Origin of the sequence: Streptomyces sp. NPDC048182 (assembly GCF_043202555.1) — a bacterium.
GTDB lineage: Bacteria > Actinomycetota > Actinomycetes > Streptomycetales > Streptomycetaceae > Streptomyces.
Map to the genome: position 1 here is coordinate 26,523 of NZ_JBIDAQ010000005.1, position 23,688 is coordinate 50,210.

21 protein-coding genes are annotated in these 23,688 nt (G+C 72.2%); 13 read left to right on the top strand and 8 right to left on the bottom strand.

Translation table 11 applies throughout. From position 1 onward, the window contains the following. Positions 1-84 precede the first annotated feature (84 nt). Positions 85-1,023: a DUF389 domain-containing protein gene (locus ACGFZL_RS11485; protein ID WP_393690633.1), complete on the top strand. Its 939-nt coding sequence runs from the start codon at positions 85-87 to the stop codon at positions 1,021-1,023. 11 nt (positions 1,024-1,034) lie between these two features. Here ACGFZL_RS11485 and ACGFZL_RS11490 read toward each other — a convergent pair whose 3' ends face one another. Genes ACGFZL_RS11490 through aspT (ACGFZL_RS11500) form a run of 3 tightly spaced genes read right to left on the bottom strand, consistent with a single transcriptional unit; the run spans position 1,035 to position 6,120 of the window. Beyond that, positions 1,035-2,690: a bifunctional aspartate transaminase/aspartate 4-decarboxylase gene (locus ACGFZL_RS11490; RefSeq protein WP_393690634.1), complete on the bottom strand. Its 1,656-nt coding sequence runs from the start codon at positions 2,688-2,690 to the stop codon at positions 1,035-1,037. A gap of 16 nt (positions 2,691-2,706) precedes the next feature. Continuing rightward, entirely contained in the window at positions 2,707-4,410 is a 1,704-nt protein-coding gene (aspT, locus tag ACGFZL_RS11495) for an aspartate-alanine antiporter (RefSeq protein WP_393690635.1), read from the bottom strand. A gap of 33 nt (positions 4,411-4,443) precedes the next feature. Continuing rightward, on the bottom strand, positions 4,444-6,120 hold the full coding sequence (aspT, locus tag ACGFZL_RS11500) for an aspartate-alanine antiporter (protein ID WP_393690636.1): 1,677 nt from the start codon (positions 6,118-6,120) through the stop codon (positions 4,444-4,446). Between the two features lie 282 nt (positions 6,121-6,402). Between aspT (ACGFZL_RS11500) and ACGFZL_RS11505 the strand changes: the two genes are divergently transcribed. From ACGFZL_RS11505 to ACGFZL_RS11525, 5 genes are all read left to right on the top strand, one after another. Further along, positions 6,403-6,669, top strand: coding sequence for a chaplin (locus ACGFZL_RS11505; RefSeq protein WP_393690637.1), 267 nt, complete (start codon positions 6,403-6,405; stop codon positions 6,667-6,669). A 243-nt stretch (positions 6,670-6,912) separates the two neighbouring features. Then, positions 6,913-7,740 carry a hypothetical protein gene (locus ACGFZL_RS11510; protein ID WP_393690638.1) on the top strand — a complete coding sequence of 276 codons (828 nt, stop codon included), beginning with the start codon at positions 6,913-6,915 and terminating at the stop codon, positions 7,738-7,740. A gap of 12 nt (positions 7,741-7,752) precedes the next feature. Next, positions 7,753-8,454, top strand: coding sequence for a class F sortase (locus ACGFZL_RS11515; RefSeq protein WP_393690639.1), 702 nt, complete (start codon positions 7,753-7,755; stop codon positions 8,452-8,454). Between the two features lie 105 nt (positions 8,455-8,559). Further along, complete coding sequence (locus tag ACGFZL_RS11520; protein ID WP_393690640.1) at positions 8,560-9,156, top strand: class I SAM-dependent methyltransferase; 597 nt, start codon at positions 8,560-8,562, stop codon at positions 9,154-9,156. Between the two features lie 9 nt (positions 9,157-9,165). Beyond that, complete coding sequence (locus ACGFZL_RS11525; protein WP_393690641.1) at positions 9,166-9,990, top strand: alpha/beta fold hydrolase; 825 nt, start codon at positions 9,166-9,168, stop codon at positions 9,988-9,990. A 7-nt stretch (positions 9,991-9,997) separates the two neighbouring features. Here ACGFZL_RS11525 and ACGFZL_RS11530 read toward each other — a convergent pair whose 3' ends face one another. From ACGFZL_RS11530 to ACGFZL_RS11540, 3 genes are all read right to left on the bottom strand, one after another. Next, entirely contained in the window at positions 9,998-12,799 is a 2,802-nt protein-coding gene (locus tag ACGFZL_RS11530) for a TIM-barrel domain-containing protein (RefSeq protein ID WP_393690642.1), read from the bottom strand. A 233-nt stretch (positions 12,800-13,032) separates the two neighbouring features. Next, positions 13,033-13,188, bottom strand: coding sequence for a hypothetical protein (locus ACGFZL_RS11535; RefSeq protein ID WP_355171051.1), 156 nt, complete (start codon positions 13,186-13,188; stop codon positions 13,033-13,035). A gap of 141 nt (positions 13,189-13,329) precedes the next feature. After that, on the bottom strand, positions 13,330-13,683 hold the full coding sequence (locus ACGFZL_RS11540) for a hypothetical protein (RefSeq protein ID WP_355171049.1): 354 nt from the start codon (positions 13,681-13,683) through the stop codon (positions 13,330-13,332). Between the two features lie 277 nt (positions 13,684-13,960). Here ACGFZL_RS11540 and ACGFZL_RS11545 point away from each other — a divergent pair, with 277 nt between their 5' ends. Beyond that, the gene (locus ACGFZL_RS11545; RefSeq protein ID WP_393690643.1) at positions 13,961-14,110 is read left to right on the top strand and encodes a hypothetical protein; all 150 of its coding nucleotides are present in this window, start codon (positions 13,961-13,963) and stop codon (positions 14,108-14,110) included. Between the two features lie 206 nt (positions 14,111-14,316). Here ACGFZL_RS11545 and ACGFZL_RS11550 read toward each other — a convergent pair whose 3' ends face one another. Together ACGFZL_RS11550 and ACGFZL_RS11555 are read right to left on the bottom strand one after the other, a co-directional pair. Then, positions 14,317-14,829 (bottom strand): hypothetical protein, encoded by a 513-nt coding sequence (locus tag ACGFZL_RS11550; RefSeq protein WP_393690644.1) that lies wholly within the window; start codon positions 14,827-14,829, stop codon positions 14,317-14,319. 92 nt (positions 14,830-14,921) lie between these two features. Next, positions 14,922-16,880 (bottom strand): APC family permease, encoded by a 1,959-nt coding sequence (locus ACGFZL_RS11555; protein ID WP_393690645.1) that lies wholly within the window; start codon positions 16,878-16,880, stop codon positions 14,922-14,924. 392 nt (positions 16,881-17,272) lie between these two features. Here ACGFZL_RS11555 and kdpF point away from each other — a divergent pair, with 392 nt between their 5' ends. The 6 genes from kdpF to lysA all read left to right on the top strand — a co-directional run bounded on the left by kdpF (position 17,273) and on the right by lysA (position 23,664). After that, complete coding sequence (gene kdpF / locus ACGFZL_RS11560; RefSeq protein ID WP_009326374.1) at positions 17,273-17,362, top strand: K(+)-transporting ATPase subunit F; 90 nt, start codon at positions 17,273-17,275, stop codon at positions 17,360-17,362. Between the two features lie 8 nt (positions 17,363-17,370). Further along, positions 17,371-19,032, top strand: a complete 1,662-nt coding sequence (kdpA, locus tag ACGFZL_RS11565; protein ID WP_393690646.1) for a potassium-transporting ATPase subunit KdpA — start codon at positions 17,371-17,373, stop codon at positions 19,030-19,032. Continuing rightward, on the top strand, positions 19,032-21,143 hold the full coding sequence (kdpB, locus tag ACGFZL_RS11570) for a potassium-transporting ATPase subunit KdpB (protein ID WP_393690647.1): 2,112 nt from the start codon (positions 19,032-19,034) through the stop codon (positions 21,141-21,143). The genes kdpA and kdpB overlap by 1 nt, the downstream gene beginning before the upstream one ends. A 5-nt stretch (positions 21,144-21,148) precedes the next feature. Beyond that, entirely contained in the window at positions 21,149-21,778 is a 630-nt protein-coding gene (locus ACGFZL_RS11575) for a potassium-transporting ATPase subunit C (protein WP_393690648.1), read from the top strand. A gap of 214 nt (positions 21,779-21,992) precedes the next feature. Continuing rightward, entirely contained in the window at positions 21,993-22,322 is a 330-nt protein-coding gene (locus tag ACGFZL_RS11580) for an SAV_915 family protein (protein WP_393690649.1), read from the top strand. 13 nt (positions 22,323-22,335) lie between these two features. Beyond that, positions 22,336-23,664 carry a diaminopimelate decarboxylase gene (gene lysA / locus ACGFZL_RS11585; protein WP_393690650.1) on the top strand — a complete coding sequence of 443 codons (1,329 nt, stop codon included), beginning with the start codon at positions 22,336-22,338 and terminating at the stop codon, positions 23,662-23,664. Positions 23,665-23,688: the final 24 nt, after the last annotated feature.

A 23,688-nucleotide genomic window follows, 5' to 3' on the forward strand; every position in this document is an offset into this window, starting at 1 on the left:
TCGGGCGACCCGCCGTCGGGCGGCCCGTCCCGGGCTCGTCCCCGAGCGGCGGGCGGGCCACCGGGCGGGGTGTTGGATGTGCTCATGCTGCACATGCGACTGATCACCCCGGCCGACCGGACCGACGAGGTGGTACGTCTCGTCCGCGAGACGGTCGGCACCACCCACCTGGTCGTCCTGCCCGGCGCCGCCCGCGACCCCGAGGGCGACGTGGTGCTGTGCGACGTGGCCCGGGAGGCCGCGGACGGCCTCGTCACCGGGCTGCGTGACCTGGGCCTCGACCGCAGCGGCGCCATCACCGCGGAGAACATCGACCTGTCGCTGTCCGAGCGCGCCGACCGGGCCGAGCGGGACGCTCCGGGGGAGCCCGCGGACGCGGTGCTGTGGGAGCAGCTGGAGGACTCCACCCACGAGGAGTCGACGCTCTCGGTCACCTACGTCGCCTTCCTCGCCCTCGCCACCATGATCGCGGCCTGCGGTGTCGTGCTGGACAACGCGATCCTGATCGTGGGCGCGATGGCCGTCGGGCCCGAGTTCGGCCCGCTGGCCGGCGTGTGCACGGCGATCGTGCAGCGGGCGCCCCGGCTGGCGCTGCGCTCCGCGGTCGCCCTGGTGGTGGGCTTCGCGGCGGCCCTGGTGCTCACCGTCGGCTTCAGCCTCTTCATGGACGCCGTCGGCCTGTTCGACAGGGGGCAGTTGGAGGCGGAGCGGCCCAACACCCAGTTCATCTACGCGCCGGACTGGTTCTCCTTCGTGGTGGCGGTGCTCGCGGGCGTCGCGGGCACGCTCTCCCTGACGTCCGCCAAGTCCGGCGCCCTGGTGGGCGTCGCCATCTCGGTGACGACGGTGCCGGCCGCCGCGAACGCGGCCGTGGCCCTGGTCTACCGCGACCCCGGCCAGGCGTGGCACTCGGCCGAGCAGCTCCTGCTCAACCTGCTCGGCATCCTGCTGGCCGGGACCTTGACCCTGACCGTGCAGAAGACCCTCTGGGGGGCCCGCCGGCGCCGCACCGGCGCGGCCTGACCCCCGGGGAGTCAGGCACCCGGGGTGCCGGCCCGCCACTCCTCCGCGTAGTCGTTGAAGATCTCCCGCAGATGGTGGCCGATCTTCAGGTAGTCGAGGGTGTCGAGGTTGGCCAGGGAGACCCGGATCGACCACTCGGGGCCGTCGAAGCCGCCGCCGTTGAGCAGCACCACGCCGGTCTGCTCGGCGAGCCGGAACAGCGGGTCGATGGGCTCGTAGGTGTCCTGGAGGAACCGCGCGAACTCCGCGCCGTTCTCCAGTTCCGCCTGGGCGAGCAGGTCCAGCTCGATGTAGTAGGCGGCGCGCTGCGGGTCGTCCGCGATCTTCATCTTGGCGCCCTCCAGGAGCAGTTCGAGGCGCTCGCGCACGATGCCGCGGATCCGGTGCTTGTACGCCTGGCCCTCCTCCAGCATGTCGAAGAGCGAGAACAGCGACAGCATCACCTGCTGCGGCAGCGACAGGCCGGCGGTGTGGTTGAGCGCCACCTGCCGGGAGTCGGCGACCAGGCGGTCGATGAAGCGGATCTTCTCCGGCTCCAGGCTCAGCGTCCCATACCGCTGGTTCAGCCGGGCCTTCTCCGTCTCCGGCGCGTTCGCCAGCATCTCGTCGATGACGTTGTCGTCGTGCAGTCCGATCACGCCGAGCCGCCAGCCGGTGCAGCCGTAGTGCTTGGAGTACGAGTAGACCAGCAGGGTGTTGCGCGGCAGGTCGGCGGCGATCGAGCGGAAGCCGTCGACGAAGGTGCCGTAGACGTCGTCGGTGACCAGCAGCAGGTTGGGGTTCTTCGTCGCGACGATCTCCTTGATCTGGTCCGCCACCCGCCGGCTGAGGGCGAGGGAGGGCGGGTTGGAGGGGTTGACCAGGCAGACCAGCTTGATCTCCGGGTCCGCCAGCTTGGCGACCTCCTCCTCGGGGTAGCGCCACTCGCGCACGCCCCGCTCGGCGAACATGCTGGCCTGGACGTACGTCACGTCGAACTCGTAGGTGTCCAGCTCGGGGATCTCGATGTACGGCGTGAAGACCGGTGTCATCAGCGCGATCCGGTCGCCCTTGTGCAGGATGCCGTTCTTCATCAGTGAGTCGAAGATGTAGCACATGGCGGCGGTGCCGCCCTCGGTGGCGAAGTACGAGAAGTCGCCGGCCGGCGGCTCGCCCGCGAACATCTCGTCGGCGACGTAGCCGCGCACGATCTCCTCGGTGTGGCGCAGGATCCGGTCCGGCACCGGGTAGTTGTCGCCGACGGAGCTGTCGGTCAGCTCGTGCACGAACGCGTCCTTGTCGAAGCCGAACCGCCGCACGGCCAACTCCACGCATGATCGCAGCAGTTCGATGCCCGGCAGGCCCGGGTGCTCGCGCACGAAGGCGTCGAACCGCTCGCCGGCGCCCGGCGCCTCCGGCATGCCGCCGAGGTCGTCCGCGGTCCACACCCGGCGCGACTCGCTCAGCGCGAAGTACCCGAGCGCGTGGAACGCCTCGCGGGGACCGGTGGCGATCCAGTTCGGGTTGCCGCGGCCCGCGTTGAGCATCTGGACGCTGGAGACGTCCTTCTGGCCGGGCTCGTCGGCCTGGTGCCGCTGGGCCATCTCGATGAAGACGTTCTTCAGCTCGAACGGCGACAGCCGGGCGTAGCTCTTGATCTGCTCGCGGGTGAGGTTGCTCTTCGGCATCTCGGTTCCTTGCCTGTCAGTGGTGGAGCAGGACGATGACCGCGCCCCAGATGGTCAGCAGCACGTTCGAGACGGCGTACGGGATGGTGTAGCCGAGGGTGGGGACCTGGGAGCGGGACTGCTCGTTGATCGCGCCGATGGCGGCCGTGGTGGTCTGGCCGCCGGCCAGCACGCCCATCAGGATCGGGAACCTGATCTTCTGCACGTGGTGACCCACCAGGAAGCCGACGATCAGCGGGATCACGGTGGCGATCGCGCCGAACAGCAGGAGCCCCCAGCCGGCCTTCGCCAGGCCCGAGGTGAAGCTCGGTCCGGCGTTGATGCCGACGACCGCGACGAACAGGCACAGGCCGAGCGTGTCCATGAACCACTGGGCGCCGGGCGGCACGTTGCCGAAGGTCGGGTACCTGCCCCGGATCCAGCCGAAGACCAGGCCCATGATCAGCGCACCGCCCGAGGTGGACAGGGAGATCGGCACCCCGCCGGCGGTCAGCGCCGGGATGCCGATGCAGCCGCCGAGGAAGACGCCGAGGCTCACCCAGACCATGTCGGTGGCGAACGAGGTCGGCACCGGTGTGCCCAGTGCCCGCCCCGCCGGACCCACCAGCCGCTCGGGGCCGGTCAGCACCACGGTGTCGCCGCGCTCGATCCGCGTGGTCAGGCGGTAGGGGAACTCCGAGCCGGAGCGGTACAGCTTGTCGATGTAGACGCCGACCATGAAGGGTTCGGTGCGCAGGTCGGCGATGGTCCGGCCGAGCTGCGCCTTCTCCGAGGCCACCACGTGCAGGGTCTCGGTCTGGTAGCCGAGCAGCTCCACGTCGTCGGTCTCGGCGCCGATGTGGGTGCGGGCGTCGTAGGCGACGAGCGAGCCGCGCAGCGCGCTCACCGCGACGACGTCGCCCTCGCGGAGCACGATCTGCTGGCTCTGCTCCAGGATCGTGCCGTCGCGGCGCACCCGGGTGAGGTAGATGCGGTGGCCGAGCGCCTGCTGCTGGGCCTCGAAGTCGGCGATGGTGCGGCCGACGATGTCGGGGCGCTGGATGGTGTAGGCGCGCAGCACGACCTCGTAGTAGCCCTCCGCGAGGTCCGGGTCGCCGGAGGGCGCGTCCAGTTCCTTCGCCAGCCGCGCGGACTCGGCGGCCAGGTCCTTGCGGTAGAGGCGGGGCAGGACGTTGGCGAGCAGCAGCGCGCACAGGATGGTGCCGAGCGGATAGGTGACCGCGTAGCCGATGGCCACGAGGTTGCCCTCGCTCTTGGCCTCGCCCGCGGAGAGCCCCGGCAGATTGCCGATGGCGTCCTGCGCGACGCCGATCACCGCGGACTGGGTGAGCGCCCCGCCGAGCAGGCCCGCGCTGAGCCCGGGCCCGTAGCCGAGCAGCGCCGCGAAGCCCCAGCAGACCAGGAGGCCGGTGACGCAGACGATGACGGCGTTGACCACCTGCGGCAGGCCGTCCTTCTTCAGGCCGCGGAAGAACTGCGGGCCGACCTTGTAGCCGAGGGCGAACAGGAACAGGGTGAAGAACAGGCTCTTGACGGTGTCGTCGATGCTTACCTTGAACTGCGCGCCGAGCAGCAGCCCGGCGATCAGGCAGCCGGTGACCGAACCGAGGGCGATGGCCCGGTAGCGCAGCTTTCCGAAGAGGAAGCCGATCGCCACCGTGATGAAGACCAGCAGTTCGGGGTGGGGCTGGAAGATGTTCCGGTTGAGGAAATCGATCATGCTCCGGTGGCCTCCTCGCGGATCGGTGGCCGGTCAGTGGCCGAGGATGCCGACCAGGACCGGGCCGGTCAGCGGCAGCAGGAAGTTGGACAGGGCGTAGGTGATCGTGTAGCCGAGCATCGGCACCGAGGACTGCGCCACCTGGGTGACCGCGGTGATGGCCGGGGTCGAGCACTGCTGGCCGGCGATCGCGCCGATCAGGAGCGGCTTCTCGATCCCCAGCAGCTTCCGGCCGACGATCAGCGAGAGGGTCGCGGGGATCAGCACCATGGCGATCCCGGCGAACGGCAGCAGCGCCCCGTACTCCTTGATCAGCGGCCACGCCTGGGGGCCGGAGACCAGGCCGGTGCAGGCGATGAAGACCGCCAGGCCCATGTCCTTGATGGTGGAGGCGGCCTGCGGCGGGAAGGCGCCGAAGGTCTGGCTGCGGGAGCGGAACCAGCCGAAGAGCAGCCCGGAGATGAGGCAGCCGCCGCCGGTGCCGAGCGACATCGGCACGTCGCCGAACTTGACCACGACCTGGCCGAGCAGCGAGCCGGCCGCGATGCCGAGGCCCAGGTAGATGAAGTCGGTGGCGTCGTTCCTGACCACCGAGCCGAGCCGCGCGACCAGCTTGTCCAGGCCCGCGCGGGCGCCGACCAGGGTCAGCACGTCGCCGCGCTGCAGGACGGTGTCGCCGTTGGCCGGCAGGTCCTGGTCGCCCCGGACGACGTCGGTGACGTACACGCCGTCGTCGCGGAACTCCGGGTACTCCGTCTGGAGCTGGTCGATCGAACGGCCGTCGTGCGCCTTCTCGGTGATCGAGACCTGCTTGGTGGCGAGCGCGGAGTCCATGCCGGGAACGCCGGCCGTCTCCGGGCCGATCAGCCGTCCGGCCTCGATGGTGTTGGCGCGCCGGCCGACCACGAGCACCAGGTCGGAGAGGGTCAGCGCCAGGTCGGGGGCGGGGGTGAGCATCCTGCTGCCGCGCTTGACCGACTCGACGGTGATCCGGTCGCCGAGGGAGTCCTGGAGGTCGCCGACGGTGCGGCCGTCGGCGGTCGTCACCAGGTAGGTGCGGCCCACCGTGCCGGGCAGCGCGGGGCGCTCGTCGGCCTCCAGGCTGCCCTGGGAGCGGGTGCGCTGCCACAGGTCGCGGGCGGCGTCCCGCAGGTTGATCCGCATCAGCATCGGCATGATCTGGCTGGCGTACAGCACGATCGTGATCAGGCCGAAGAGGTAGCAGACGGTGTACGCGGTGGCGACGTTGCCCTGGTACTCGGTGACCTGCGACGGGGTCAGGTTCGAGAGCTTGCCGATGGACTCGGTGGCGGTGCCGACCACGGCGGACTCGGTGGCCGCGCCGGCCAGGATGCCGGAGGCCGTGCCGACGTCGAGGTCGAACCACTTCGCCAGGCCGAGGGCGATCCCGAGGACGCAGACCAGTTCGATGCCGCAGAGCACGAAGAAGCGCAGCGACTTCCTGTTGAGGTTGCGGAAGAACTGGGGTCCGGCCATGTAGCCGAGGGCGAAGATGAACAGCGCGAAGAACACCGTCTTCACGTCGTCCGAGACCCGCGCCTTGGTCCAGGCGCCGAGCAGCAGCGAGACGATCAGCGTCCCGCAGATGCCGCCCAGCGTCAGCGGCCCCACGCGCAGCTTCCCGACCAGGTAGCCGAGCGCGAGGCTCGCGAACAGCACGAGTTCCGGGTGGTCCTTGAGCACTCCCATGGCGCTCAGTCGCTCCTGGGACGAAGAGTGCGCGACAAATGGTGCATAGACGAAAAATACGGTCCACTCCCCCGAGGCGCCACGCGTCGGGCGTTCCCTCGTCCGGCCCCTTCCGGACCCGCCCTGGGTACGGGCCGCCATCGAGGAGATCCGCGACCGTTGCTCCCATCGGGTGGTTGCCGCGCCGCCGGGCAATCCCCCCGGGCATCCCGGACGAATTCCCCGTGCCCGCCGCGTGCCGCGGCGGGGCCGAGTGTCCAAGGACAACAGAGGGAGTTCCCGATGAAGGCTCACATGATGAAGGTCGCCGGCCTCTTCGCCGCCGCGGGTGCCGTGGTGCTGGGCGGTTCGACGGCGGCGCTGGCGGACAGCGGCGCCCAGGGCGCGGCCGTGGGCTCACCCGGCGTCGCCTCCGGCAACGTGATCCAGGTCCCGATCGACGTGCCGGTCAACGTCTGCGGCAACACGGTCAACGTCATCGGCCTGCTCAACCCCGCGTTCGGCAACTACTGCGCCAACACGAGCGGCCACCGGATGATGAAGCACTGACCCGTGGCGGACCGGCCCCGCTCGGGCGGCGGCGTGACGACGTCGCGGGGCCGGTCCGACATCGTCCGAGCAGGGCCGACGGGGCGTCAGGCGGGTGTGTCGGCAGCGGTCCTCTGTGACGGGACGGGCAAGTGGTGGGGACGCGGACCAATCCGCCGGGCGTCCGGCGGCGAATTCCCCGTGTACCTGCCAGCGTCATCCGGTCCGGCCAGGAGTCGGCCCGGGTGGAGAAGGGACCATCCCGTGACAGCTCGACGCAGCGCTCGTCTCACCACCCTGCTCGCCCTCCCGGCGGCCCTCTGCCTGACCGCCGCGATACCCGCGGCGGCCCACACGAGCCACTCCGGGCACCCGGCGGCCGGTGCCGCCGAGGGATCGAAGTCCTACCAGGTGGACCTGGAGCAGCTGAACGACTCCGGGGCCAAGGGCACCGCGATGCTCACGCTCAACGGCCGTGACCTGAACGTGAAGATCGAGGCGTCGGGCCTGGTGCCCGGCCAGCCGCACGCCCAGCACCTCCACGGCTCCACCGACGGCCACGACTTCCACTGCCCCGACGCGAGCGCGGACAAGGACGGCGACGGCATCGTCACCACCGCCGAGGGCCTGCCGTCGTACGGCGACATCAACATCTCGCTCACCACCAAGGGCGACACCAGCAAGGACAGCGGGCTCGACGTGACCCGGATGCCCGTCGCGGACAAGGACGGCAAGCTGTCCTACGAGCGCCTCCTGCACGTCTCCCAGGCGGTCGCCGACCACATCAAGGACCTGCACGTCGTCCAGCACGGCATCGACCCGAACGGCAACGACAAGTACGACTTCGGCAAGGGCAAGAGCGAGCTCGACCCGAAGCTGCCCCAGGAGGCCACCGCCCCCGCGTCCTGCGGGATGCTGGCCGGCGCGGCCGTGGGCTCCATGCCTGTCGGCGGTGTCGAGACCGGCTCCGGCAGCACCCAGGGCATCGAGTCGCCCGGCCTCCTCGCCGCCGGCGGGGCGGCGCTGTTCGGTGCCGCCGTGCTCGGCGTGACGGCCCGGCGCCGCCGCACGGTCGCGACCGAGACGCGCTGAGGCAGCGCACCGATGCCGGACACACCTCCGGCGACGGACAGGGCCGCACGGCGACTCCCGCGCCGCGCGGCCCTGTTGACCGTCGCCGGCGCGCTCGTCCTGGTGGCCGCGATCCTGCTGGTCACCGGACTCGCGCGCCAGGAGCCCGCACCCCCCGCCCGGCCCGACACCGCGGCCGCGCCACCCACGACCGCCGCGCCGGCGCAGCCGAGCGGCACCCCGTCCGCCCCGAAGCCGTCGGCGCCGGAGCCCGTCCTGCCCGCCTCCCGGCCGACGAGGCTGACCATCGCCTCCCTGGGCGTCTCCTCGTCCCTGGAGCGCCTCGGCCTCGACGACCACGACGTCATGGAGACGCCCCGCGACCCCGACAAGGCGGGATGGTACGAGCGGGGCTCGACACCCGGCGCGCGGGGACCGGCGGTCATCGCCGGGCACGTGACATGGAACGGCCACAAGGCGGTCTTCTTCGACCTGGCGAGGCTCCGCCCCGGTCAGCGCATCGACGTCGACCGCGCCGACGGCACCAGGGCCGCCTTCACCGTCACTCGGACCGACCAGTACCCGAAGGACCACTTCCCCAGCCTGGAGGTCTACGGCAACACCGACCACGCCGAACTCCGCCTCATCACCTGCGGCGGCGCCTACTCCGACGCCGACCACCACTACAGCGACAACGTCGTGGTCTACGCCCGCCTCACTTCCAAATCCACCTGACGACGGCGTCCGCCTCGTTCCGGGCACCCCGCTGCCTTTACCGGCCCCCGGTCATGGCATAGCGTCGTGGCCCGGATCATGCGGCGTGACGGAAGGCGGTCGTCGATGGGCGGCACGGAATCCTCCGACTACACCCGGCGGCTGGCGCGGCTGGAGACCTCGGGGATCAAGCGGCTGCTGCCCACGCAGGCGCCGTACCGGTGGAACCTGAAGCGGCTCCGGCTCGGGCGGGTGCTGGACGTCGGCTGCGGCATCGGGCGCAACCTGCTCAACTGCGGGCCGGACAGCGTGGGCGTCGACCACAACGCGACCTCGGTCGCCACCTGCCGCGAGCGCGGCCTGACGGCGTACACGCCCGACGGGCTGGCCGAGGCCCCGGGCTGCGGGCCCGGCTCCTTCGACAGCCTGCTGTGCGCGCACGTCCTGGAGCACATGGACGAGACGCCGGCGAACTCGGTCCTGGAGCAGTACCTGCCGCTGGTGAAGCCGGGCGGCGCGGTCGTGCTGATCTGCCCGCAGGAGGCCGGCTACAAGACGGACGCCACGCATGTGCGCTTCGTCGACTTCGACGGGCTGCGCGCGCACGCCGACAAGGCCGGGCTGCTCGTCCGGCGCGGCTACTCCTTCCCCTTCCCCCGGCCGATCGGCAAGGTCTTCCCGTACAACGAGTTCGTCCTTGTCGCCCGCACCCCCGCCCCCTGACCGCCGCGCATGCCCACCTTCACGGCCGGCGGTGCGACGATCTCCTACACCGACACCGGCGCACCGCCCGGCAGGGCCGACGCCCCGGTCGTCGTCTTCGGGCACGGGCTGCTCTTCAGCGGCTGGTTGTTCCACCCGCAGATCGCCGCCCTGCGCGACGAGTACCGGTGCGTGACCCTGGACTGGCGGGGGCAGGGCGACACTCCGCCCGCGCCGTCCGGCTACGACATGGACACCCTCACGGCCGACGCCCTCGCGCTGCTCGACCATCTCGGCCTGGGGGCCGTGCACTTCGTGGGGCTGTCCATGGGCGGCTTCGTCGGGCAGCGGATCGCCGCCCGGCACGGCGGCCGGCTGCTGTCGCTCACGCTGCTCGACACGAGCGCGGACGAGGAGGACCCGGCGCACGCGCGGCGGTACCGGCTGCTGGCCGACGTCTACCGGGTCACCGGAGCGCGCCCGGTGCTCCGGCAGGTCCGGGCGCTGATGTTCGGCCCGGCGTTCCTCGCCGCGCCGGACAGCCGGCCCGTCCTCGACGAGTGGGCCCGGCGCCTGCGCCGCTGCGACCGCGCCGGCATCCGCCGGGCCGTCCTCGGTGTGGCCGACCGCCCGGGCGTACGGGAGGAGCTGCGCCGCGTCCGGGTGCCGACCCTCGTCCTCGTCGGGGCGGACGACCGGGCCACCCCGCCGGCGCAGTCCGAGGTCGTCGCCGCACACATCGAGGGGGCCCGTCTCGTCACGGTCCCCGGCGCCGGGCACAGCAGCACCCTGGAGCAGCCGGCGGCCGTGACGGGGCTGATCCGCTCCTTCCTCGCCCGGGCCGCCGGCTCCTGACTGCGCGTCACGGCACCGGACGGCCCGTCGCCGAGAGTTCCGCGAGGCTGGTCCACGGCCCCCGGCCGCCCGCCTCGCCGAGCGCCCGCACCTTCAGGTACCGGCCCGACTTGGCCGGGAAGCGCGCGGTCTGCTCGGCCGCCGTGTCGGCGAAGGTGCCCTTCGCCACCGGCGCGCCCCAGGAGGACGGCGAGTCGGAGACGTAGACCTCGTAGGCGCCGATCCGGCCGTTGACGCCGCCGTCCTGGCGGGGCAGGCAGGACACCGAGTCCACGCTGGTCCGGGTGCCGAGGTCGACGGCGATCTCGTGCGGCGGCGGCGCCGGGGTGCCGGCCGAGTAGGCGGTGTGCCACCGGGTCGCGGGACTGCCGTCGAAGGCGTTGTCGGCCGCGCCGTCCTCGGCGGCCGTCTCCTCGCTGTCGGCGGAGACCAGCTTCCAGTCCGCCTTGGAGATCGGCGGGGAGGACGGCGGGACCGGATCCCCGGCCGGGACGCGGAGCCCGTCGGCGGTCACCGTGAAGGCGCCCGACCGGCGGCCGGCCTTGATCCACAGCACTCCGGAGCGGTCCGCCGGGTCGAAGTACCAGCCGGTGGCGGCCGCGTCGTACGCCGCCTTGGTGCCGAGCCGGGTGAGCGCGGTGCCGCCGGCGGACACCGTGCGGGGCGCGGCGGCGGCGTGCACGGTGAACTCGTAGCCGCGGGCGGCGGGCTTGCCGGCGTAGGAGCCCTGGCTCGCGCCGACCGCGATGCGCACCCGCCCGGTGCCGGCCGCGGGCGCGGTGACGTCCACCTTCTGCCGGGCGTACGCGCCGTCCTGGTAGGCACGGGTGATGCCGTCGTCCTCGTAGAGGGTGTACGAGGAGGAGCCGCGCGGATAGACGTCGTAGGTGAGGGTGGAGACCGGCTTCTCGCCGGTGTGGTTCATCTGCGGCCACATCGGCACGATCGCGCCCGCCTTCACGAACAGGGGCAGGGTGTCCAGGGGCGCGGAGTAGCCGTTGAGCCAGCCCGGGCCGGTGTAGGTGCGGCCGGTCCAGTAGTCGGTCCAGGTCCCGGCCGGCAGGTAGATGCCGTCGCGGGTGGCGGTGTCGGAGACCACCGGCGCCACCAGGAAGGAGTCGCCGGCCATGAACTGGCCGCTGGTGCGGTTGTCCCGCGCGACGGGGTCGTCCGGGTACTCCAGGACCATGGCCCGGGTGGAGGGCACGCCGGTGGTGTGCGCGGTGTGGCCGGCGGTGTACAGGTAGGGCATCAGCCGCATCTTCAGCTTGAGGTACTTGCGGTTGATGGAGCGGTACGGCTCCTCGAACCGCCAGGGCTCCTTGTCCTGGTAGCCGGCCGACGGGTTGGTGGCGCCCCAGCCGGACATGGTCATGAAGGCCGGGGTGAACGCCTTCCACTGGAGGTCGCGGACGTAGGTCTCGGGGCTGCCGCCGAAGATGCCGTCCACGTCGCCGGAGGCGTAGTTGAGCCCGGACAGGCCGGCGCCGGCGATCGAGGGCACGTGCCAGCGCATGGCGTCCCAGGTGCCGGAGGTGTCGCCGGTCCACACCACCGCGTTGCGCTGGGTGCCGGCCCAGCCGTCGACCGTCCAGACGTAGCGGCGGGCGTCGGAGTTCTGCTCGATGCCGTCGACCGCCTGCTGCACGCCGGTGAACGCCTTCTGGTAGCCGCCGCCGATCCAGGCGACGTCCGTCTTGACGCCCCGGCTGCCGGCCTTGCCGACCTCGTCGCCGATGTTCCCCAGGCCGGTGGAGGTCCACAGGCCGGTCTGGAACCCCTTGGCCTTCAGCGCGGCCACGGTCGAGGGCAGGTCGGTGTAGCCGCAGCCGTAGCCGTCGTTGGGCAGGAACCAGCCCGAGGGCATGTCGGCGTCCCGCGCGTCGGTGGCGTAGCCGACCACGTCCGGCGTCTTCTGGTGCCGGGCGCGGTCGTGGTCGCCCTGGTAGTCGGGGTTGGAGGCGTTGAAGCAGTCCGCGTTGCCCAGTTCGTAGCCCCACTGCGGGGCCAGGAACGGCTTGCCGCTGACGTCGGTGTAGGCGTCGAGGACGCCCTTGAGGGAGTCGCCGGCGAAGTACCAGGCGTCGAAGCGGCTCTCGTTGTGCGTGAGGGCGCTCTGCGCGGTGAAGGAGTAGCTGCCCGGGGCCCAGGTGTTACGCATGACGCCGTAGCCGTTGGTCGACATGTAGAACGGCGCGGGGCTGGCGTTGGTGCCCTCCTTCCACTGGTTGCCGACCGCCACCGGGACGGTCTTCCCGCGCAGCGCCCACTCCCCCAGGTGCAGCCCGGTGCCGTAGTACTGCTCGTCCGGGCCCTGGGCGAGGTGCTGGGTGGTCTTCCCCGCGGTCCAGTCGGTGGGCTGGGTCTCCTGCCACAGGGGCGTCGCGTCGTCGGCCCGGTAGGCGGCGAAGCGCAGGGGGCTCTTGTAGACGCGGATCGCCACGGAGGGCGTGCTGATCCGGTAGTAGGGGCCGGCGTCGGCCAGGGTGGTGCGCACCGGGCCGAAGTCGGTGTCGACGGCGAGCGTCCGGCCCGCCGGGTCGTCGGTGAAGGAGCCGTCGGGCGAGAGCCAGATCCGGAAGATGTCGGCCCGCGCGACGACCACGCGCGCCTTGGCGCCGCTGGACGTGCTGACGGTGAAGGTGCCGCCCGACCGGCTGACGCCGGTGACCGTCCCCGCCGTGGCGGCGGACGCCTCGGGCGCGGGGCCCGCCAGGGCGAGGGCGGCGGCCATGAGCAGGACCGCGAGCGCGAGCAGTGGGGGGCGGGTCCGCAGAAGCCGGCGGACCGGGTGTGCACTCGGTTGCATGACAGGCGCCTTCCTGGGAGTCCAGGGCTGTCCTCGACGTCGACTTGACGTGGACACACCTTGAATCCCGGGCGCACATGAAGTCAAGTGCTCGAAACCGGCCTCTTTCTTTCACCTTCCATCACGACGACCGGCCGGCACCTACGCGCCAACGCGCCCGAAACGACCGCGCCGGTCACCTCGGTGTCGTACCCGAGGTGACCGGCGGTGAGATCGGTGCGAGCGGCGAGTGCCTAGAAATAGTGCTTTCGACCGCCGACGGCGCGACCGGTGGCTCCGAGGATCCAGAGGATCGCCCCGACGACGATGAGGATGCCGCCGATCGTGGTCAGCAGCGACAGGCCCACGAGCAGGCCGATGATGAGCAGAATGAGCCCGATGACAATCATCGCGAATCCGATCTTCAGACTGAGCTTTGGGGACGCGGATCCGGCTCTCCGCCGGACCCGTGGGGGGTGTATCACCCTCGTGCCCCCGCTCTTCCCGGCCATGCCTGATCGGACCGATCAAATGACCGAAGGCTCCGCCGGTCAGATGCCGGCCGAGACCGCCGCCAGCAGGCAGGCGAGCAGGCCGCAGGCGAGGACCGCCGTCGCGCAGAGGCGCACCGCCCCCTCGCGGGGCAGCCGTCCGGCCCGTGCGGCCACCCATGCCGCCGGGGCAGCGGCGAACGGCAGGACGGCCGCCGCCAGCAGGGTGAGACCCCAGCCGAGCGAGGCCGTCGTGCCCTCGGGCATCGTCGCGCGCCCCAGGGCGCCCAGGGTGTGCTGGGCGCCGTTGAACGCCAGCGGCAGCGCGGCGAGGAGGGCCGGCAGGAACGCCAGCCCGAGCACGGCCACCGCACCGGCGGGGCGGGCGAGCTGTCCCGATGTCGTCGTTCGCATGTGTCTCTCCTGTTCGTGGAGGGGTGCCCGCGGATCAGCCGGGCAGCAGGCCGAGGAGCGCCGCCCCGGTGGCGCACGCCTGCGCGAGGGCGGTGGCGGCGGGCGCGGGCCACAGGGCGAGGGCGGCGACGAGCAGGGCACCGGGGGAAGGCATGGCAGGTCGGATCCTTCGCGTACGGCCGCTGCGGGCCGGGCGGGTCCCGGCTGGTGCGGTCATCGTACGACCAGGTCAGGCCGCCCGTCCGGCCGCCCCGGTCAGGCTCGCGGACAGGCGAGGGTGGCCGCCGTCGAGGCGCTGCTCGACAGCCGCTCCTCGGCCCGGGGCATGGGGCGCGGACCGTGGACCGCCGGCCTGGCCGTGCTCGGCGCGGGCGGGCTGCTCGCCTGCTGGCCCCGGCCCTCGTCGGCCCCGCCGCCCGCCTCCTGACGGCGCCCTTCCAGCGCGGTGGCTCGGCCGGCCCGGTGCTGATCCGGACCGAGCTGACCGCCGATCCCCGCCGGCCGGGTTCGCCGACGGCGCCGAGATCCCGCTGCGGGTCGCCCGTGTCCTGCCCGACGACCCGGCGCGCGGAGCGTTCGTGGTCGCCCGCGACCTGGTCCGCGCCCACGACCCGGCGGGTGACGCCCGGCCGGTCACCGCCGGGCGCCTCGGTCCGTCTCCACCGGCCGTGCGTCGGTCCGCTCCCCCAGCCGGTCCAGCAGCTGGGCGCCCTGGCGCAGGGTGCCCCGTGCGGCGGCCAGGTGTGCGCCGGCACGGAGTTCGTGCAGGAGGGCCGGGTTCGCGGCGAGCACGCGCGGGTCGAGTTCGAGGCGGTGGCCGTGCAGGTCCTGGAGCACCAGGTGCGCGGAGACTCCCGGGTACTGGCGTACGGCGGTCAGCGCGGCCGTGTGGACGACGTACCGGCGCAGGAGGGTGCGGACGGCCAGCCGGCCCGGCGCGGCGGTCACCCGGGGAGGCAGCAGGACGGCGCCGAGGGCGCAGGACAGCGCGATCCAGAGCATGGCACGCAGCGGGTCGAGGCTTCCCGCGCACCGGTCGACGGCGACCGTCGTGCCGCAGAAGAGCAGCGCGCAGCCCGCCGCCAGCCGCGCGGCGGCGGGCCACTCGCGGTCGGCGACGGGGCTGAACGGGTCTCGTCTCTGCATGGCTCCGACGCTAGGCCCCCGCCGGCCCCCGGCGACCCCCGCTGACGAAGCCCTGACGCCGGACGGCCCGGCCTTGACGGAGTCCCTGCGCGTCAGCCGGCGTGGACGCGGGGGCGGCGGGTCCGGTCCGGTTCCGCCTCGCGCAGGACCTCTCGGGTGATGGGGGCGACCTCGCCCTGGCCGAAGAGGAAGAAGCGGAGGAAGTTGGCGAACGGGTTGCCCTCGGTCCACTCGAAGTAGATGTGCGGGGTGCAGCCGGTGAGGTCGCGGGTGTGCAGCAGCAGCGCGGCGAGGGCGTTGGGGATGGAGGCGGACTCCATGGTGAGGACGTGGTAGCGGCCGTGCAGCACCTCGCCGCGCACCTTGAGCTCCGCCTCGAACTCGGAGGGGTCGGTGACCGTGACCTCCACGAAGACGAAGTCCTCCTGCTCGGAGAGGTCGTTGTCGGCCCGGATCTGCTCGGTCTTGTGGCGGTACTCGGCCTTGTCCCGCCGGTCGGGCTGGTTGGCGATGAAGCGCATGCGGCGCGAGGACATGTCCCGCACGAACCGCTCCGCCGTGGCGTCCAGCTCGACCCCGGTGACGCGCAGCTCGAACGCGCGGGCCAGCCGGGACAGGAAGGAGACCAGCATGATGCCGACGATGAAGCAGGCGCCGATCTTCACGCCGTCCGGGCGTTCGAAGACGTTCACCACCGTCGTGTACAGGAACACCGCGGAGATGGCGCCGAAGGCGATCGTCCACTTCCGCTGCGCCGCCTTGCGCGCGGCGATGGTCACCGCGACCGCCGCCGAGCTGATCAGCACCAGCACCCCGGTGGCGTAGGCGCCGCCCTGCGCGTCGACGTCGGCGTCGAAGATCCAGGTGACCAGGAAGGCGATCAGGGTGAAGACGATGACCATCGGCCGCACCGCCCGCGCCCAGTGCGGGGCCATGCCGTAGCGGGGCAGGTAGCGCGGCATCAGGTTGAGCAGGCCGGCCATGGCGGACGCGCCCGCGAACCAGAGGATGGCGATGGTCGAGGCGTCGTAGACCGTGCCGAAGGCGCCGCCGAGGTAGTGGTGGGCCAGGTAGGCGAGCGCGCGGCCGTTGGCCCGGCCGCCCGGCTCGAACTCCTTCTCCGGGATCAGCAGCGTGGTGATGAAGCTGGTGGTGATCAGGAAGACGCTCATGATGACCGCGGCGGTGGTCAGCAGCTTCTTGGTGTCCCGGATCCGGCCCCGTGGGTGCTCGTCGGTGTCGCTGTCGTCGCCGCGCACGTGCGGCATGACGGCCACGCCGGTCTCGAAGCCGGACAGGCCGAGGGCGAGCTTCGGGAAGACGATCAGGGCCACGCCGATCATGAGGAACACGTTGCCGTGCTCCGCGGTCAGCGCGCTGCTCCAGTCGGTGATCACATGCCCGGCGGTGGCGACGTGCCACAGGCCGGTGATCACGACGACGACGTTGAGGGCGAGATAGGTGCCGACCAAGGCGACGGCGACGCCCATCGCCTCCAGGAAGCCCTTGAGGAACACCGCCCCGAGCAGGGCCACCAGGAACAGGGTGATCACCAGCTGGTGTCCGTGCAGCGCGCCGGTGAGGTGCGGGTTCTCCACCAGGTGGGTGGAGGCGTCCGCGGCGGACAGCGTGATGGTGATCAGGAAGTCGGTCGCGGCGAAGCCGAGCAGGGTGAGGACGAACAGCTTGCCCTGCCAGAAGGAGAGCAGCCGCTCCAGCATGGCGATCGAGCCCTCGCCCCGGGGGCTCTCCTCGGCCACCCGCCGATAGACCGGCAGGGCGCCCGCCAGGGTGACGACGACCAGCACGATCGTGGCGACGGGCGACAGCAGGCCGGCCGCGAGCGCGGCGATGCCCGGCTGGTAGCCGAGGGTGGAGAAGTAGTCGACGCCGGTCAGGCACATGACCTTGTACCAGCGCTGGCCCTTGTGCGCGGGCTCGGGCTCGGCGTGCGGGCCCGTGTGACCACCCGGCTTGCCCATGTCGGACAGGCCCTGGAGCATCCAGGTCCGCAGCCGGCTCGCGGGCGGGTGTTGGGCGTCGGCGGCCATGGACGTACTCCTGGTGGTGCGTGCGGGGACCTGGCGGTACATGCGGGGGGTCTGGATCCGGCCATCCCACGGACGGCGGCATCAGCGTAGGCACGGGGTGCCACGGACGCCGACCGGAATGCCCTCCATCCGCGTCAAGACCGCATCAAAATCGTGCGACGGCCGGCACCGGGTCGAGAGCGGCGCCGTAAGAGGCCCGTCAAGGCGGTGCGGGGCGGCGTCAGAGACCCGTCAACGGGTGGCCGGATCGGGCCGGTGAGGTCGTTTCCTCGAAACGTCCGATCCGTTCGCACCTCACTCCAGGAGTTCACGATGGCCGATGTGGCCTTCGTCGTCGCCATGATCGCGGGATTCGCGCTGGTGGCCCTAGTCGCCAAGGGGGTGACGAAGCTGTGACCGCCGAGAACGTCGTCGGCCTGGTCGTGGCCGTCGCCCTGCTGGGCTATCTCGTCCTCGCCCTGATCTTCCCGGAGAGGTTCTGAGCGCCGACATGGGTCCCGTCACCGCAGGCGTCCTCCAGCTGCTCGCCCTCGTCGGCGTGCTGGCGCTCGTCCACATACCCCTGGGCACCTACATGGCCCGGGTCTACTCCTCCCCCAGGCACCTACGGGTGGAGAGGTGGGCCTACAAGGCCGTCGGGGCGAACCCCGACACCGAGATGACGTGGCCCGCGTACCTGCGCGCGGTGCTCGCCTTCTCCGCCGTGGGCGTCCTCTTCCTCTACCTGCTCCAGCGGCTCCAGGGCGTGCTGCCCGGCTCGCTCGGCTTCGACTCGGTGAACCCGGCGCAGTCGTTCAACACGGCCGTCTCGTTCGTGACCAACACGAACTGGCAGTCGTACTACGGCGAGCAGACCATGGGGCACGTCGTGCAGACGGCCGGCCTGGCCGTGCAGAACTTCGTCTCGGCCGCCGTCGGCATGGCCGTCGCCGTCGCCCTGGTGCGCGGCTTCGCCCGCTCCCGCACCGGTGAGCTGGGCAACTTCTGGGCCGACCTGGTACGCGGCACGCTGCGCGTCCTGGTGCCGCTGGCCGCCGTCGCCGCCGTGGTCCTGGTGGCCTGCGGGGCGATCCAGAACTTCTCCGGTGTGCACGAGGTCGGGCAGTTCATGGGCGGCAGCCAGCAGTGGAACGGCGGCGCGGTCGCCTCGCAGGAGGCCATCAAGGAGCTGGGCACCAACGGCGGCGGCTACTTCAACGCCAACTCCGCCCACCCCTTCGAGAACCCCACGCCCTTCACCAACCTCTTCGAGGTCTTCCTGATCCTGGTCATCCCGTTCTCCCTGACCCGGACCTTCGGCGTCATGGTCGGGAGCGTGAAGCAGGGCTACGCGATCCTCGGCACGATGTTCACCATCTGGGTCGCCTTCGTGGGGCTCATGATGTGGACCGAGTTCGCCCACCACGGCCCGGCGCTCCAGGCGGCCGGCGGCGCGATGGAGGGCAAGGAGGTCCGCTTCGGGGTGGGCGGGTCGTCCCTCTTCGCGGTGTCCACGACCCTCACCTCGACCGGCGCGGTCGACTCCTTCCACTCCTCCTTCACCGGCCTCGGCGGCGGCGTCACCATGCTCGGCATGATGCTGGGCGAGATCGCGCCCGGCGGCACCGGCTCCGGCCTGTACGGCATGCTGATCCTCGCGGTGATCGCGGTCTTCATCGCCGGCCTCATGGTCGGCCGGACGCCCGAGTACCTCGGCAAGAAGATCGGCGGCCGGGAGATGAAGCTCGCCGCCGCCTACATCCTCGTCACCCCGGCGCTGGTGCTCGTCTTCACCGCGGCCTCCCTGGCGCTGTCCACCCCGCCGGACTCGATGCTCAACCCGGGCGCGCACGGCTTCTCCGAGGTGCTGTACGCCTTCACCTCGGCGGCCAACAACAACGGCTCGGCGTTCGCCGGCCTGAACGCGAACACCGACTGGTTCAACACCATGACCGGGCTCGCGATGCTGCTCGGGCGCTTCCTGCCGATGGTGTTCGTGCTCGCGCTGGCCGGCTCGCTGGCCGGGCAGCGGCCCGTCCCGGTGACCGCGGGCACCCTGCGCACCGAGAAGCCCCTGTTCACCGGCCTGCTGGTGGGCGCCGTCCTCATCGTCACCGGTCTCACCTACTTCCCGGCGCTCGCGCTGGGCCCGCTCGCCGAAGGACTCGCGTGATGCCTACCCGTACTACCGAGACGCCCGCCCGCACGGCGACGCCCACCCCCGCCAAGACGCCGTCGCAGCCGGCGGGACGCGTCGGCGCGGGCCTGTTCGACCCCGGGCAGCTGGTCAGGTCGCTGCCGGAGGCGTTCCGCAAGCTCGACCCGCGGACCATGGTCAAGTCCCCGGTGATGTTCGTGGTGTGGGTCGGCTCCGTGCTCACCACGGCGTTCTCCGTCACCGACCCGGGCGACTGGTTCGGCTGGACGATCAGCGCCTGGCTCTGGCTGACCGTGCTCTTCGCCAACCTGGCCGAGGCGGTCGCCGAGGGCCGCGGCAAGGCGCAGGCGGACACCCTGCGCCGGGCCAGGACCGACACGGTCGCCCGCCGGCTGCGCTCCGGCGGCGCCGAGGAGCGGGTGCCGGGCACCGCGCTGGCCGTCGGCGACCTGGTGGTATGCGAGGCCGGCGACACCGTCCCCGGCGACGGCGACGTGGTCGAGGGCGTGGCCTCCGTCGACGAGTCGGCGATCACCGGCGAGTCGGCCCCGGTCATCCGGGAGTCCGGCGGCGACCGGTCGGCCGTCACCGGCGGCACGAAGGTGCTCTCCGACCGCATCGTCGTCAAGGTCACGACGCGGCCCGGCGAGACCTTCATCGACCGGATGATCGGCCTGGTGGAGGGCGCCGCCCGGCAGAAGACGCCCAACGAGGTCGCGCTGAACATCCTGCTCGCCTCGCTGACCATCGTCTTCCTGCTCGCCTGCGCCACGCTGCCGCCCTTCGCCGACCACGCGGGCACGCACCTGTCCATGGTCGTCCTGGTGGCACTGCTCGTCTGCCTGATCCCGACCACCATCGGCGCGCTGCTCTCCGCGATCGGCATCGCCGGGATGGACCGCCTGGTGCAGCGCAACGTGCTCGCCATGTCGGGCCGCGCGGTCGAGGCCGCCGGCGACGTCTCCACGCTGCTGCTGGACAAGACCGGCACGATCACCTTCGGCAACCGGCGGGCCGCCGAGTTCGTGCCGGTGCGCGGCACCACCGAGGCCGAGCTGGCCGACGCCGCGCAGCTCTCCTCACTGGCCGACGAGACGCCCGAGGGCCGCTCCGTGGTGATCCTCGCCAAGGAGCGCTACGGGCTGCGCGAACGCCACCAGGGCGAGCTGGCCGGCGCCGAGTGGGTCGCCTTCACGGCGCAGACCCGCATGTCGGGCGTGGACGTCGACGGCCGAAGGGTCCGCAAGGGCGCCGCCGGTTCGGTCGTCAGGTGGGTCGAGGAGCGCGGCGGCACGGTCGCCGCCGACGCGGGGGCGGCCACCGACCGCATCTCCGCGGCGGGCGGCACGCCGCTCCTCGTCGCGGTCGAGGACGAGCACGGCGCGCGGGTCCTGGGCGTCGTCCACCTCAAGGACGTCGTCAAGGACGGCATGCGGGAGCGGTTCGAGGAGCTGCGCCGCATGGGCATCAAGACCGTGATGATCACCGGTGACAACCCGCTGACAGCCAAGGCCATCGCCGACGAGGCCGGCGTGGACGACTTCCTCGCCGAGGCCACCCCCGAGGACAAGATGGCCCTCATCCGGCGGGAGCAGGCCGGCGGCAAGCTCGTCGCGATGACCGGTGACGGCACCAACGACGCGCCGGCCCTCGCCCAGGCGGACGTCGGCGTGGCCATGAACACCGGCACGTCGGCCGCCAAGGAGGCCGGCAACATGGTCGACCTCGACTCGAACCCGACCAAGTTGATCGAGATCGTCGAGATCGGCAAGCAACTGTTGATCACACGGGGTGCATTGACGACGTTCTCCATAGCGAACGACGTCGCCAAGTACTTCGCGATCATCCCGGCGCTGTTCGCCGCGGTCTACCCGGGTCTGGACAAGCTCAACATCATGCAGCTGTCCTCCCCGGACTCCGCGATCCTGTCCGCCGTGATCTTCAACGCGTTGATCATCATCGCGCTGGTCCCGCTCTCCCTCAAGGGCGTCCGGTACCGGCCGCTCAGCGCGGACCGGCTGCTGCGGCGCAACCTCGGCGTCTACGGGCTGGGCGGACTGGTCGCGCCCTTCCTCGGCATCAAGCTCATCGACCTGCTCATCTCCCTCATCCCCGGGATCGGCTGACCGTCATGAACAACTCCGTCGTGAACTCCGCCCGGCTGCTCGGCGCGGGCCTGCGGGCGCTGCTGGTGCTGACCTTGGTGACCGGCGTGATCTATCCCCTGGTCGTCACCGGCATCGCGCAGGGCCTCTTCGGCGACAAGGCGAACGGCTCCGAGATCGAGTCGGACGGCAAGGTCGTCGGCTCGTCCCTGATCGGGCAGTCCTACGGACCGAAGTGGTTCCAGGGCCGCCCGGCGGGCGGCCTCGGCGAGAACGACCTCAACACGCGGTACGACCTGCTCCTCTCCGGCGCCACCAACCTCGCCGCCGACAACGAGGACCTGGTCGAGCAGGTCAAGGACGCCAAGGCGGCCGTGGTCAAGGACAACTCGGTGCCCGGGTACACGGTGCGCCCCTCGGACGTCCCGGCGGACGCGGTCACGTCCTCCGGCTCCGGCCTCGACCCGGCGATCTCCCCGCAGTACGCCGGCCTCCAGGTCCACCGCGTCGCCGCGCGCAACGGCCTGCCCGTCGACCGGGTGGAGCGACTCGTCGAGGACCACACCCAGGGCCGCACCCTCGGCTTCATGGGCGAGCCGCGCGTGAACGTCCTGGAGCTCAACATCGCGCTCAAGGACCTCACGTCCGCACGGTGACGCACTCGGTACCCCTTCGACGCTCCGGTGAGACCCCTCTCACCAGGCACGTCAGCGACCCGTCAAGGCGGCACGGAGCACCGTCAACGTCCCGTCAGAAAGGGCCCGTGGGCGGCGCGGCCGGGCATAGCGTCGAGTGCGAGCCCCGGTCCGCCTCCCCGCGTTCCGGGGCCCTCGACTCCCACCCCGCACCCGCGCTCTCCCGGAGGCACCCATGACCGAGCCGCGCCACGGCGACGACCCCGATCCGCTCGAACCCGCCCCGGCCGGACCCCTGTACGTCCCGGTCCGGCCGGGCCCCGGCGGGCACACGGCCCGCCTCTTCCGCACCCCGCTCGGCGCCCGCACGGCCGTCGGCTTCACCTCCGCGCACCGGCTGGCCGCGACCCTCGGCCCCGGCCAGCCCTGGATCCGGCTCGCCGAGCCCGCGCTGCGCGCGCTGACCGCCCCGCTCGGCGTCACGCGGCTCACCGTGGACCCGCAGTTCACCGCCGCGGCCCCCGCGCCGGTCACCACCGCCGCCCCCACCGCGGCACTCGTCTGAGAGGGCGGACCCGATGACCATGGTGCACGAACCCACCCCCGTCCGCGCCGACCTGTCCGTGTGGCCCGCCTCGGCCGCCGACGCCCCGCCCACCGGCCTCGCCGTGGGCGGCGTCCCGCTCGCCGAGGTCGCCGACCGCTTCGGCACCCCCGTCTACGTCCTGGACGAGGCCGAGGTCCGCGACCGCTGCCGCACCTACCGGGCGGCCTTCCCGGACACCGAGATCCTGTACGCCGCCAAGGCGTTCCTGTGCCGCGCGATGATCCACTGGGTGGACGAGGAGGGCCTCGGCCTGGACGTCTGCTCGGCCGGCGAGCTGGAGTTCGCCGTCACCGCCGGCTTCCCGCCGGACCGGATCGTGCTGCACGGCAACGCCAAGTCGCCGCAGGACCTGGCGACCGCGCTGCGCCTGGGCGTGGGCCGCGTCGTCATCGACAGCCCGTCCGAGATCGCCCGTCTCGCGGCGGCCGTCGGCCCGGACGGCCACCAGAAGGTGATGGTCCGGGTGGTGCCCGGCGTCAGCGCGGGCGGCCACGACAAGATCCGCACCGGCACCGACGACCAGAAGTTCGGCCTGTCCATCGCCGACGGCTACGCGGCGCACGCCATCGCCCGGATCCTCGACCAGCCGCAGCTCGAACTGACCGGCCTGCACTGCCACCTCGGCTCGCAGATCACCAGCGTCAAGCCGTATCTCGTGGCGGTGCGCCGCCTGGTCGGCCTGATGAGCCGCCTGCACGAGCAGCACGGCCTGGTCCTGCCCGAACTCGACCTGGGCGGCGGCCATGGCATCGCCTACCGGCCCGGCGAGCCGGCCCTGGACCTGACGGCCCTGGCCGGCCGGGTGCGCGCCGAACTCGCCACCGCCTGCGCGGCGGCGGACCTGCCCGTCCCCCGGCTGCTCATCGAGCCCGGCCGGGCCATAGCGGGACCGGCGGGCGTCGCCCTCTACCGGGTCCTGTCCGTGAAGCGCACCGGCGACCACGTGTTCGTGGCCGTCGACGGCGGCATGAGCGACAACCCGCGCCCCGCGCTCTACGGCGTCCGCTACGCCCCCCGCCTGATCGGCCGGCCCGGCGGCGCCGCGCCCGCCCCGGTGACCGTCGTCGGCCGGCACTGCGAGGCGGGCGACGTCCTCGCCGCGGACGTCCCGCTCCCCGCCGACGTGCACCCCGGCGACCTGATCGCCCTGCCCGTGGCCGGCGCCTACCACCTCTCCATGGCCTCCGGCTACAACCTCGTGGGCCGCCCACCGGTCGTCGCCGTCCACAGCGGGACGGCCCGCCTGCTGGTGCGCCGCGAGTCCCTGGCGGACGTCCGCAACCGCGACGTGGGGCTGTGACGTCCCCGCTCCCGGCCGTCCCGC